General features: G+C 62.8%; 11 protein-coding genes and 1 riboswitch. Of the genes, 6 read left to right on the top strand and 5 right to left on the bottom strand.

Translation table 11 applies throughout. The annotated features are described in order from the left end of the window. Positions 1-897: 897 nt before the first annotated feature. The 3 genes from ACX4ZE_RS20560 to ACX4ZE_RS20570 form a co-directional block, all read right to left on the bottom strand. Positions 898-2,112: an O-succinylhomoserine sulfhydrylase gene (locus ACX4ZE_RS20560; protein ID WP_480275106.1), complete on the bottom strand. Its 1,215-nt coding sequence runs from the start codon at positions 2,110-2,112 to the stop codon at positions 898-900. Next, positions 2,109-2,525, bottom strand: a complete 417-nt coding sequence (locus ACX4ZE_RS20565; protein ID WP_480275107.1) for a rhodanese-like domain-containing protein — start codon at positions 2,523-2,525, stop codon at positions 2,109-2,111. Before ACX4ZE_RS20565 ends, ACX4ZE_RS20560 begins: the two co-directional genes overlap by 4 nt. Positions 2,526-2,539: 14 nt before the next feature. Continuing rightward, positions 2,540-2,656: riboswitch (SAM riboswitch) on the bottom strand. A gap of 61 nt (positions 2,657-2,717) precedes the next feature. Continuing rightward, positions 2,718-3,284 carry an Rv0361 family membrane protein gene (locus tag ACX4ZE_RS20570; RefSeq protein WP_480275108.1) on the bottom strand — a complete coding sequence of 189 codons (567 nt, stop codon included), beginning with the start codon at positions 3,282-3,284 and terminating at the stop codon, positions 2,718-2,720. A gap of 288 nt (positions 3,285-3,572) precedes the next feature. Here ACX4ZE_RS20570 and ACX4ZE_RS20575 point away from each other — a divergent pair, with 288 nt between their 5' ends. Beyond that, positions 3,573-4,961 (top strand): FAD-dependent oxidoreductase, encoded by a 1,389-nt coding sequence (locus ACX4ZE_RS20575; RefSeq protein ID WP_480275109.1) that lies wholly within the window; start codon positions 3,573-3,575, stop codon positions 4,959-4,961. An 84-nt stretch (positions 4,962-5,045) separates the two neighbouring features. Further along, positions 5,046-5,933 carry an amidohydrolase family protein gene (locus tag ACX4ZE_RS20580; protein ID WP_480275110.1) on the top strand — a complete coding sequence of 296 codons (888 nt, stop codon included), beginning with the start codon at positions 5,046-5,048 and terminating at the stop codon, positions 5,931-5,933. 18 nt (positions 5,934-5,951) lie between these two features. On the opposite strand, the gene ACX4ZE_RS20585 is transcribed toward ACX4ZE_RS20580, so the two are convergent. Further along, on the bottom strand, positions 5,952-6,449 hold the full coding sequence (locus ACX4ZE_RS20585; RefSeq protein WP_480275111.1) for a DUF456 domain-containing protein: 498 nt from the start codon (positions 6,447-6,449) through the stop codon (positions 5,952-5,954). A gap of 131 nt (positions 6,450-6,580) precedes the next feature. On the opposite strand from ACX4ZE_RS20585, the gene ACX4ZE_RS20590 reads away from it, so the two are divergent. From ACX4ZE_RS20590 to fgd, 3 genes are all read left to right on the top strand, one after another. After that, entirely contained in the window at positions 6,581-7,666 is a 1,086-nt protein-coding gene (locus ACX4ZE_RS20590; RefSeq protein ID WP_480275112.1) for a glycoside hydrolase family 18 protein, read from the top strand. 64 nt (positions 7,667-7,730) lie between these two features. Continuing rightward, entirely contained in the window at positions 7,731-7,871 is a 141-nt protein-coding gene (locus ACX4ZE_RS20595) for a hypothetical protein (RefSeq protein ID WP_480275113.1), read from the top strand. 49 nt (positions 7,872-7,920) lie between these two features. Continuing rightward, on the top strand, positions 7,921-8,931 hold the full coding sequence (gene fgd / locus ACX4ZE_RS20600; RefSeq protein ID WP_480275114.1) for a glucose-6-phosphate dehydrogenase (coenzyme-F420): 1,011 nt from the start codon (positions 7,921-7,923) through the stop codon (positions 8,929-8,931). A 73-nt stretch (positions 8,932-9,004) separates the two neighbouring features. Here fgd and ACX4ZE_RS20605 read toward each other — a convergent pair whose 3' ends face one another. Continuing rightward, entirely contained in the window at positions 9,005-9,511 is a 507-nt protein-coding gene (locus ACX4ZE_RS20605) for a nitroreductase/quinone reductase family protein (protein ID WP_480275115.1), read from the bottom strand. A gap of 102 nt (positions 9,512-9,613) precedes the next feature. Between ACX4ZE_RS20605 and pta the strand changes: the two genes are divergently transcribed. Beyond that, entirely contained in the window at positions 9,614-11,686 is a 2,073-nt protein-coding gene (gene pta / locus ACX4ZE_RS20610; protein WP_480275116.1) for a phosphate acetyltransferase, read from the top strand. Positions 11,687-11,688: the final 2 nt, after the last annotated feature.

Below are 11,688 nucleotides of genomic sequence, written 5' to 3' on the forward strand. Positions count from 1 at the left end.
ACTCGACTTCGGTTGATTTTGTATATCCGTAAGTACTCAAATGCGTATATCCGTAAGTACTCAAATGCGTTGTGCGCATCGGGTTCCCGGATATCGCATACAGCGGATCGTGCATGACGATCTGCTGTATGCGATATCACAGCATGGAGGAAAGGGCGTCGGCTCTTTTTAGTACGACAGTTGTATTTCGTGATCAGGGTGTTTGGCCTGCTGCTCGTCGGTAGTGACTGGTTCGGGTTTGGTGTTGGTGGCCTCGTCGCCACATCGATCATCCGTGGGTGTGCCCGGACAGCTTGCCCAGCAACCAGCCTGCCCAGCAACGTGCACGACATGAGGGCAGCCGACCATGTCAACGCCCGGCTACGCTGCCAGAGCGAACAAGCGAAGGCTCAGTTCGAGCTCTGGACGTGTTGCACCGAAAGAAAGCAGTCTAGATCCTTCGCCCGGCGAGCTGGGACCGCCACCGAATGCGGATATGAGTAATTACTCTCTTATGTGCCGAGTAGAGAACTGAACAGTTTGCCGAACAGCAGGCTGAGAGAAACCTCGGAAAAAGCTGCGCTCATGATTTTCACCTCCTCGTCCTTTTTGTCGGTTCGATATGGCATTGCCCATATCGTCGTCAGATGCGCCGCTAATTACGCGTTTTAATGATTGAGAATATGCTAAACGAGTCAAGCTGTGCTTCTTCTGGGGGTTTCCTGATTTTTTGCTGAGTTTGCGTGAAGAGAAACGTGAAGAGAAATTCGCATCGGCCGATTGATAGATCGTGAGGTCTGTATAAGTTTCTATTAATGGTTACGGAGAGCTGTTGAAGGTTTGGTCGGATTCGTCAACAGAATGAGATATTTTTGTTTCTCTCGCGGCGGGCGTAATTACAGAACGACGACTGGTGGGTCAAGTCAGCGCTTGATCGAGATCGCCGAGGAGGTCTTCGACGTCCTCCAGGCCTACCGAGAGGCGGACGACGCCGTCGGTGAGGCCGATGGTGGCGCGGCCTTCGGGGCCCATGGCGCGGTGGGTGGTGGTGGCCGGGTGGGTGATCAGGGTTTTGGCGTCGCCGAGATTGTTGGAGATGTCGATGACGCGCAACCGGTTCAAGGCTTCGAAAGCGCGCTTCTGGGCTTCGTCTCCGGTTGCCTTCAGCTCCAAGGTGATTACGGTGCCGCCCGCGCTCATCTGGTTGGTGGCCAGTTCGTGCTGTGGATGTGATTCCAGGAACGGATAGCGCACCCAGCTGACCGCTGGGTGGTTTTCCAGGAAGCGGGCGATCCGCAGTGCGGAGCCTGCCGAGTGGCGCACCCGCAGCGGCATGGTTTCCAGGCCTTTGAGCAGAGTCCAGGCGTTGAACGGGCTCAATGCCGGGCCGGTATGGCGCATAAGCTTTTTCACCGGCCCGTCGATGTAGTCCTTGGAGCCGAGGATGGCGCCGCCGAGTACACGGCCCTGCCCATCGATGTGCTTGGTCCCCGAGTAGACCACTACGTCGGCGCCGAGTTCGAAGCCGCGCTGCAGCAGTGGTGTGGCGAAGACGTTGTCCAGCACTACTTTCGCGCCTGCCGCATGGGCCAGCTCGCTCACCCGGCGGATGTCGGCCAGGGTCTGCATCGGATTGGCGGGCGTTTCGAAGAACACCGCCGTGGTGGGCACCGACAGGGCCTGCTCCCACTGGTCGAGATCCTCGCCGTCGACGAAGACCGTCTCCACGCCCCAGCGCGGCAGAATCTCGTCGCACACCACGAAACAGGAACCGAACAGGCTGCGCGCGGCTACGAGCCGGTCGCCGGTGCCGAGCAATGCGCCTAATGCGGTGAATACCGCCGACATGCCGCTCGCGGTGGCGAAGCACGCTTCGGCGCCATCGACGAGGCGCATCCGTTCCTCGAACATGGCGACTGTGGGGTTGCCATAGCGGGAGTAGACGAAATGTTCCACATCGCCGGTGAACGCGGCTGCGGCGGCTTCCGCGCTCTGGTAGACGAAGCCGGAGGTCAGGTAGAGTGCTTCGGCGGTTTCCTCGAAGCCGGAGCGCCGCAGTCCGCCTCGCACGCCCAGTGTCGCGGGACCGACGCCTTCGGGCAAGGGTTTGTCGAATGCGCCGCCGGTGATCACGACTGCCGCCAGGGCAGGCCGTCGGCACGCCAGCCGGAGCCGCCGCGATGACCGGATTCGTTGAGTGGACCTTCGAAGCCCTCCAGCACGTTGTAAGAGGTGCGATAGCCCGCTGCGGTGGCGGCGGTCGCCGCCCCGATCGAGCGCTTGCCGGAACGACACAGGAACAGCACCGGGGCATCGGGGTCGTGGTCGCCGAGCGCCTGTTTCAAGTCCTCGACGAACGTCTCATTGCGGGCACCGGTGAAGTCGACCCATTCGACCAGCACGGGTGGTCGATCGATCGAACTCGTGTCCGGTACGCCGACGAACGTCCATTCGGCGGTCGTCCGCACGTCCACCAGGACGGCCTCGGGATTGCTCAGTAACAGCTCCCAGGCTTGACGTGGGGTGATGTCACCGGCGTAACTCATGTGCTCCTCCTGCGAATCCGCGCTTGCCGCGCTCCGGATGGCGACGCGGCCAGGTCGTCACCCGGAGCACCCCACCGCGGAGGAGGGTTGCCGACCAGCAGTGCCGGGGCTTGACGCTGGTTCTCATGACCTTCGGCTGAGAGTGCACCGATCAGGGCCGCTCTGTCAACCTATGTTGCACCGAGTGCGCGCTCAGGTGCAGACCAGCCAGGTGCCATCGGATCGGGTGAGCCTCCATGTCGTGGTCTTCTCAGTGCCGTTCTTTGTGGTGGTCACGGTCGTCTTACCCTTGTCACCGTCCACCACAGTGCCATCGATTTTCGTGATCTGGACGGATTCTCCGGCACCGATCTGCCCGGCCAACGGCACCAGATCCGCGTCGAAGCTCTGACACGCGGTGCCTGGCGGGGGCACCTTACCGGTGCGGTTGGCGCCTTCGATGAAGTTGTGCACAGCCGCGGCGATGCGATCGGCGTCTGTGACATTTTTCTCAGTAGGCGCCAGTATCCAGCTGAGCACGATCGCGATGAGCACGACCAGCGCGACCGCCGCGGCCGCGAGGAATGGCGCCACGGAGGGCTTGTCGGTCTGATCGATCCGGATGTTTTCGTCCTCGCCTGCGCTCGGCTGCTGCTCGGTCATTGCTTGATGATCCCTGGTGAACGGCGGTATCGAATACTCGGCCCAGGATCGTGGCGTCCGCGCCGCCGCACCGAGCACGAGCAGCCGCCCTCGGCTCGTGAGAGTGGGATACGGCATGATCGTGTCGGCCGGTCGCGCGGAGCGCGATGGTCTACGGCGTCCGCTGGATTGCACATACCGGGTCGAGGTGGTGGCTATTTCCCGGATAGAATCGGGAAAAGGAGGTCGGCACGGTAAACCGGCGGTTCATCGCCACATCGAATCCGATCGCCACGGCGAACGGAGCACCGTGCGGCCCCGGCAGGCATCCGCCCGTACGGATGCGACCGAGCCAGTGTGTCAACTTAGCCTAAGCTAAATAGGACATCATTAATTGTTTTCGACCATTGAGGGTGCGCGTAAGAGATGACCGAACAGAGTGCAGCGACCCGCCCGCTCCGCGTCGCGATCGTGGGTGCCGGACCGGCCGGGATCTACGCCGCCGATGCGTTGATGAAGTCCGATGCCGAAGTGAGTATCGACCTGTTCGAGCGTATGCCCGCGCCATTCGGGCTGATTCGCTACGGTGTCGCACCGGATCACCCGAGGATCAAGGGCATTATCACCGCTCTGCACAAGGTTCTCGACAAACCGCAGGTACGGTTGCTGGGCAATATCGACTACGGCACCGACATCACTCTCGACGACCTGCGCGCCTTCTACGACGCGGTGATCTTCTCCACCGGGGCCAACGCGGATCGCGCGCTGCCCATCCCAGGGATCGACCTGAATGGCTCCTTCGGTGCCGCCGACTTCGTGTCCTGGTACGACGGGCATCCAGATGTGCCGCGCACCTGGCCGCTGGACGCGGAGAAAGTCGCGGTGCTCGGGGTCGGCAATGTCGCACTCGACGTGGCCAGAGTGCTGGCCAAAACCGGTGACGAACTGTTGCCGACGGAGATTCCGCCGAATGTGTACGAGGGGCTGAAGGCCAACAAGGCCGTCGAGGTGCACGTCTTCGGTCGCCGCGGCCCCGCTCAAGCTAAGTTCACCCCGCTCGAGCTGCGCGAGCTGGATCATTCCCCGACCATCGAGGTCATCGTCGACCCAGAGGACATCGACTACGACGAAGGCTCTGAAGCGGCGCGCAGACATTCCAAGCAGGTCGACATGGTCGCCAATACACTGGAGCAGTGGGCCATCCGCGATGCCGGTGATCGGCCGCACAAGCTGTTCTTGCATTTCTTCGAGTCTCCGACCGAGGTGCTCGGCGAGGACGGCAAGGTGGTCGGTCTGCGCACCGAGCGCACGCAATTGGACGGCACCGGAAACGTCAAGGGCACCAGCGTATTCACCGATTGGGATGTGCAGGCGGTGTACCGTGCCGTCGGCTACTTGTCACAGAATCTGACCAGCCTGCCGTTCGATGAGCAAGCGGGCACGGTGCCGAACGAGGCGGGCCGTGTGCTCGTCGACGAGGACGCCGACGGCGCCGCACGCTACCTGTCCGCCACCTATGTCACCGGCTGGATCAAGCGTGGCCCGGTCGGCTTGATCGGCCACACCAAAGGCGACGCCAACGAGACCATCGCCTGCCTGCTCGACGACGCTCCTGGTTTCACCCGGGCCGCGCGGCCCGATCCGGAGGCCGTTGTCGAATTCCTGGAAGGTAAAGGCATTCCCTTCACAACCTGGGCTGGATGGTATCGCCTCGATGCCCATGAACGTTCTCTCGGCGAACCAGAAGGGAGGGAGCGGGTCAAGGTCGTCGAGCGCGAGGATATGCTGCGCGCCAGCGAGCCACACAAGGTCTGAGCACATCACGTCGATCAGTTCCGCTGCCGTGCCGCTTCGGTCGCTGTGGCAGCGGAAAGTTCGATAGTGAGGCATTCTGTACACGTGTTCGATGCCCACTTGCACATCTTCGATCCGCGATTTCCGCTGGTCGAGAACGAGGGCTATCTGCCCGCACCATTCACCATCGCCGACTATCGCGAGCGCATGGCGCGTTTCGACATCAGTGGCGGCGCTGTGGTCAGTGGGTCGTTCCAGGGCACTGATCAGAGCTATCTCACCGCTGCCCTCGCCGAACTCGGCGAGGGCTGGGTCGGCGTCACTCGTCTCGATCTGGACGCCACTGACGAGGAGATCCTCGAGCTGGATCGGATCGGAGTGCGCGCCCTGCGGTTCAATCTCAAGCGGGCGGCCACCGACATCGCGGGTATGACTTTGCAAGCGCTGCGTGCCTACGAGTTGGCCGGCTGGCATGTGGAGGTCTATATCGACGGTACGATGCTCGCCTCGCTGCAACCGGTCATTTCCAAGCTGCCCGCGCTCTCGGTCGACCATCTGGGTATGTCCGAGGAGGGGCTGTCATTCCTGCTCGAACTCGTTGACCGGGGCGCACGGGTCAAGGCGACAGGTTTCGGCCGAGTCGCGATGAATGTCGCCCACACCTTACGTCGTATCCATGCGGTGAATCCAGAAGCCCTCATGTTCGGCACCGATCTACCCGGTACCCGAGCAGGGCGTCCGTTCCAGGACTCGGATGTCGATCTGCTCTGTGACGTGGTGGGTACCGACATGCACGCGGTGCTGGAAGACAATGCGCGCGCGTTCTACCGGCTGCCTGTCCGAGTGCGTGCGGCCGATTCCAACCAGGCCCCGACGTTGCCGCTGTATCTGCCGAAGAAGCACCAGGAATCGCCGACCCTTCGGCTGCGCCGCGATGAACTGCCCGGCAGCCGGGCCGGGGACACGATTCCGTTTCCGGCTATCGAACGCTGACGACTGGGCGGTACCGGCTCAGGTAAGGCCAACTCCGACGAGCCAGACTCCGGTGGCCAGCAGGGCGCCGGCGAGTTCGATGAGGATGGACAAGCCGACCCCACGTACCGCGTGCACAGTGGCCTGCCAGGCTTGCTGGTTGATCCGTAGGCGATGGAGTTCCGAAAAGTACACGCCGAGGACGAAACCGGCGAACAGGCCGACTACCGGAATAACGAAAAAGCCGATTATTCCGAGAATCGCGCCGAAAAGGATTGCGCGGTGAGAGACCCCCGCGTCTTTCATCTTGCGTCCGGGCCAGGCATACTTGACGATCCCGGATAAGATGAGCAGTGCTGTGCTGACCGCGAAAACCGTCCACGCGGTCGGGCCGCCGGTCAGCAATGCCCACCCGGCGATGGCGCCGAAGATCAGGAGCACCCCAGGCAGGATCGGGACGATGATCCCGATGAGGCCGATCAGGATGACGAAACCGACGAGCAGGGCGAACCATCCCTGGTGGGCGACCGAATCCACAAGCCGCAGCGTATCGTCAGCCGGACGCGCGCGTCACTCGAGCGGCACATCGGTCCTGGTAACGAGATCGAAGCAGGCATCGATCACCGTTGGTGGCGGCTATTGTCCGCCAGGAAGCGCGGACCGAGGATATGAGTTTCATCAGTTTCGTACGACAGACGGTTTCCGGCGCGCGCTCACGTGGGCGGGTGTGGTTGCGGTGGCGGGTCGTGGTGGTATTTCTGGTTATCCTGGCCCTGCTGGTACTTCCGGTTGCGGTGGCGGCAGTGGCGTTACGGCTCGCATACATGGGAGAGCCTTCTGCGGCCGCGCGGACCAGGGGACGAGACGCGGTATGGCTGGGACACGCTTGGGTGGACGGCCGTAAGACCGCCGCCGATGTCGACGCTCTGGCCGAGCTGGTGCGCGGTACCGGGATCAAGGATCTCTATGTACATACCGGGCCCTTGGAGCATGACGGGAGTCTGCGACCGAAGCTGTATCCCCGTGCGCGCTGGTTCGTCGAGGAGGTCCATCAGAAGCTGCCGGGGATTCGGGTGCAGTCGTGGCTGGGCGATGTGGTACGGCCCGAATTCGACGGATTGGACGTAGCGGACGCCGCCACTCGGGAACGGGTCCTCGTTTCGGCACGGCAGGTGCTGGATCTCGGATTCGACGGCATCCATCTCGATCTCGAACCGATCTATTCCGGTTCGCTCGGCTTTCTGACGCTGTTGGACCGCATCCATGCCGTCACATCGGTACGGCAGGCGCGATTGTCGGTGTCGGCCCAGCAGATCGAACCGCTGCCCGGACTGCATTCGATCGGTATCACTCTGTTCGAACATGGAAAGTGGTGGTCGCAAGCATATTTCGCGAAGGTGGCCCGGCGTGTCGACCAGGTCGCGGTGATGTCGTACGACACAGCGATGCCGACACGATCCGCTTACGGTGGATATGTCGCTCAGCAGACCGGCCTCGCTCTGCAGGTCACCCCGGCGGAGGTCGACCTGCTGATGGGCGCGCCCGCGTTCTGGGCCGACGGTCCCGGTCACCGCGGGGCGGCGGAGACGGTCGGTGCGGCGATCCGGGGGATCCGGCTGGGGCTGCAGCGTCGATCACCCGAACGGCAGAGCTTCGGTGTGGCGCTGTATGTGGATTTCGCTGCCACTCGTCAGGACTGGGCTACATATCGACGGGACTGGTGCGGGTTCCCTCCCTGTGGGGAGGGCGAATGACAACTGTGCGTTTTCACGTATAGCCAGCTATCGTCGGCGGGCGTGAGCGCGCCGTTCTGCGCAGATGCTCACCGAGCTCTCCGCCGCACTGGATGTGATCATCGTGCACGACGACACTTGGTCAGGTCCGAGTTTCACGGTCGAGAGGCTGTCTGTGGGGCTGCCCGGCCCGCGTACGCTATCGCCCGTGTTGCTATGGGATTGACTACTGTCGAGGACGGTGGCGGCGAAATGAGATGCGAGGAGCGTGGCAGATGAGCGGACTCAAGCTCGGATACAAGGCATCGGCGGAGCAGTTCGGCCCGCGTGAGCTCGTCGAGATCGCGGTACTGGCCGAGCAACACGGTGCGGACAGCGTCACGGTGAGCGACCATTTCCAGCCGTGGCGGCACAAGGGCGGGCACGCGCCGTTCTCACTGGCATGGCTGGCCGCGGTCGGCGAGCGCACCAAGCGCATCCAGCTCGGTACCTCGGTGCTCACCCCGACCTTCCGCTACAACCCGGCCGTGATCGCACAGGCATTCGCCACGATGGGCTGTCTGTACCCGGAACGGGTCATGCTCGGCATCGGCACCGGGGAGGCGCTCAACGAGATCGCGACCGGATACACCGGTGAGTGGCCGGAATTCAAGGAGCGGTTCGCGCGTCTGCGTGAATCGGTCGAGCTGATGCGGGCGCTGTGGACCGGGGATCGGGTCGACTTCGACGGCCAGTATTACCGCACGGTCGGCGCGTCCGTCTATGACGTACCCAAGGGTGGTATCCCGATCTATATCGCCGCGGGCGGCCCGCTGGTGGCCCGCTACGCCGGTCGGGCGGGCGACGGCTTCATCTGTACCTCGGGCAAGGGCATGGACCTCTACACCGAGAAACTGATGCCAGCTCTCGCCGAGGGTGCGGCGAAGGCCGATCGAACTGTCGAGCACATCGACCGGATGATCGAGATCAAGATCTCTTACGATACCGATCCCGAGCTGGCGCTGGAGAACACTCGATTCTGGGCACCGTTGTCGTTGACCGCGGAACAGAAGTACAGCATCACCGATCCGATCGAGATGGAAGCCGCCGCCGACGCATTGCCGATCGAGCAGATCGCCAAGCGCTGGATCGTGGCCGATGACCCCGATCAGGCCGTCGAACAGATCAAGCCCTATCTCGACGCAGGCCTCAACCACCTGGTCTTCCACGCGCCTGGCCATGACCAGCGTCGTTTTCTCGATCTCTTCCAGCGCGATCTGGCCCCGCGTCTGCGTGCTCTGGCCTGAAACCATTCACGCGCCGCGCACTGGGCGAACGAGGTTCGGCGCGCGGCTGTACCGGCGTGCCATGCGCCGCTGATTACGCGCGGCGGAGAGCGAAGATGCGCAGGTTACGGGTGGTGCGGTCGCGGTAGGCGGCGTATACGTGGGTGATGTCGACGAAACGGTCGAAAAGGGCGTCCTTGTCGGGGTCGGCGACCGGGGTGGCGGTCACCGCGATACGTTCGCCTGCGATGGTGACGATGGCATTGGGGTTCTTCAGCAGATTGGCTGTCCACGCGGGGTGGTTTGCTTGTCCGAAATTACTGCCGATCACATAGAGCGTGTCGCCGTCGTGCAAGTAGAACAGCGGCTGCTTGCGCGGTTTACCTGTTTTGTGGCCGATGGTGGTGAGTAGGATGATCGGTTCGCCGATCGGGCCGAGCAGGGTGTATCTGGCACCGGTGCGCTCCAGGATCGCCCGGTCCAGTGGAGTGAGCGCACGGGCGAGCCGCGCTCCGGGTTTTGTCGCTGCGAGTCTGTTCACCGTACGAGAAAACAGCGTTGTGCGTGACCCCCATTGTCGATCGGGAAATTTCTCGGCCATGTACGGACTATAGTGCGGACCTGGGATGGACAATGTGCTCTCGACTAGGTGTCGGGTTGTGCCGCTGAGTCCGATCGACTGGTTTTCATTAAGCTCGCGGACATGGTCGACAACGTTCCTTCCGCCGTATACATCGCCGCGCCGGAGGGCAATACCGGTAAATCGACGGTGGCGTTGGGCGTGCTCCAGATGTTGTGCGCGAGCACCGCGCGTGTCGGAGTCTTCCGGCCGATCGCGCGATCGACTACCGAGACCGACTACATTCTGGAGCTGTTGCTCGAGCACAGCACCGCCGACATCGACTACACGCAGGCTATCGGCACGACCTACGAACAGGTGCATGCCGACCCGGACGCGGCGATCAGCGAAATCGTCGCGCGCTTCCATGAGGTCGCGAAGGCCTGTGACGCGGTGGTCGTGGTCGGCAGCGACTACACTGATGTGGCCAGCCCCAGTGAGCTGCGTTTCAACGGGCGCATCGCGGTCAACTTAGGTGCGCCGGTGTTGTTGGTGCTGCGCGGCGCCGACCGCACCCCGACAGAGGTCGAGCAGCTGCTCGAACTGTGCGCCGACGAGTTGGCCCATGAGCACGCCCAGCTGGTCGCCGTCATCGCCAATCGCTGCGATCCGCGGCAGCTGACGCAGGTATGTGCGGTATTGCGCGGGTTCGATGCCCCCTGCTGGGCATTGCCAGAGGTCCCGTTACTGGTCGCGCCGACGATGGCGGAGTTGTGCACGGCTGTCGAAGGCGAAATATACAGTGGCGACCCGGAATTGTTGCGCCGGGAGGCGCTGCAGGTGATGGTCGGCGGTATGACGGCCGAGCACGTTCTGGAACGTCTGGCCGAGGGCGTTGTGGTCATTGTGCCGGGCGATCGGTCCGATGTGTTGCTGAGTGTTGTGAACGCCCATGAGGCGGAAGGCTTTCCTTCGCTATCGGGTGTGATCATGAATGGGGGCTTGCGGCCGCATCCCGAGATAGCGCGGCTGATGGCAGGCCTCAAGCTGAAACTTCCTATTCTCACTACCGAACTCGACAGTTACGAAACCGCGGGCGCCGCTTATCGCACCCGCGGACGTGTGGTCGCCGGCAGCCTCCGCAAAGTGGATACCGCGCTCGCGCTGATGGAGGAACATGTCGACGCCGTGGAGCTGTTGCGGCGCGTCGAAGTTCCGCTCACCTCGGTGGTCACACCGCAGATGTTCGAATACCAGCTCATCGAGCGTGCCCGAGCCGATCGTAAACGTATCGTGCTGCCGGAAGGCGACGACGACCGTATCCTGCGCGCGGCGGGTCGGGTGTTGCAGCGCAAGATCGCGGACTTGGTCATTCTCGGTGTGGAGAGCGTCGTGCGCGCCCGCGCCGCCGAACTCGGTGTGGACATCACCACCGCTCAGGTGCTCGACCCGAGCGACTCCGGCTATCTGGAGAAGTTCGCCGTCGAGTACGCCGAACTACGTAAGCACAAGGGGATGACGCTGTCCCGTGCTCGCGAAACGGTCTCCGATATCTCTTATTTCGGCACCATGATGGTGCACAAGGGGATTGCCGACGGCATGGTCTCCGGCGCCGCGCACACTACAGCCCATACGATCCGGCCGTCCTTGGAGATCATCAAAACAGTGCCTGGCGTATCCACCGTTTCCAGTGTGTTCCTCATGTGCTTGGCCGACCGGGTGTTGGCGTATGGGGATTGCGCTGTCGTACCGGATCCGACCTCGGAGCAGTTGGCCGATATCGCGATCTCGTCTGCGGCGACTGCCACTCGTTTCGGCATCGATCCTCGGGTCGCGATGCTGTCCTACTCGACCGGTGAATCGGGTAGCGGGGCGCATGTGGACAAGGTCCGCGTAGCGACCAAGCTGGTGCGCGAGTACACGCCCGAGCTGCCGGTAGAAGGCCCGATCCAGTACGACGCCGCGATCGAACCGACCGTTGCCGACACCAAGCTACCCGATTCCGAGGTGGCCGGGCACGCGACGGTGTTCGTTTTCCCCGACCTCAATACTGGCAACAACACCTATAAGGCGGTGCAGCGCAGTGCGGGGGCGGTCGCGATCGGACCCGTACTGCAGGGGCTGCGTAAGCCGGTCAACGATCTGTCCCGCGGTGCGTTGGTAGCCGACATCGTCAATACAGTGGCGATCACCGCCATCCAGGCACAGGAAGGCTGATG

The sequence above is a fragment of the Nocardia sp. TBRC8007 genome (assembly GCF_056629435.1).

What these genes read in the sequence shown, in the direction of transcription:
- pta (WP_480275116.1), top strand. Translation starts at nt 9,614, where the DNA reads ATGGTCGACAACGTTCCTTCCGCCGTATACATCGCCGCGCCGGAGGGC.
- ACX4ZE_RS20605 (WP_480275115.1), bottom strand. Translation starts at nt 9,511, where the DNA reads ATGGCCGAGAAATTTCCCGATCGACAATGGGGGTCACGCACAACGCTG.
- ACX4ZE_RS20575 (WP_480275109.1), top strand. Translation starts at nt 3,573, where the DNA reads ATGACCGAACAGAGTGCAGCGACCCGCCCGCTCCGCGTCGCGATCGTG.
- ACX4ZE_RS20565 (WP_480275107.1), bottom strand. Translation starts at nt 2,525, where the DNA reads ATGAGTTACGCCGGTGACATCACCCCACGTCAAGCCTGGGAGCTGTTA.
- ACX4ZE_RS20590 (WP_480275112.1), top strand. Translation starts at nt 6,581, where the DNA reads ATGAGTTTCATCAGTTTCGTACGACAGACGGTTTCCGGCGCGCGCTCA.
- ACX4ZE_RS20595 (WP_480275113.1), top strand. Translation starts at nt 7,731, where the DNA reads ATGCTCACCGAGCTCTCCGCCGCACTGGATGTGATCATCGTGCACGAC.
- ACX4ZE_RS20570 (WP_480275108.1), bottom strand. Translation starts at nt 3,284, where the DNA reads ATGCCGTATCCCACTCTCACGAGCCGAGGGCGGCTGCTCGTGCTCGGT.
- fgd (WP_480275114.1), top strand. Translation starts at nt 7,921, where the DNA reads ATGAGCGGACTCAAGCTCGGATACAAGGCATCGGCGGAGCAGTTCGGC.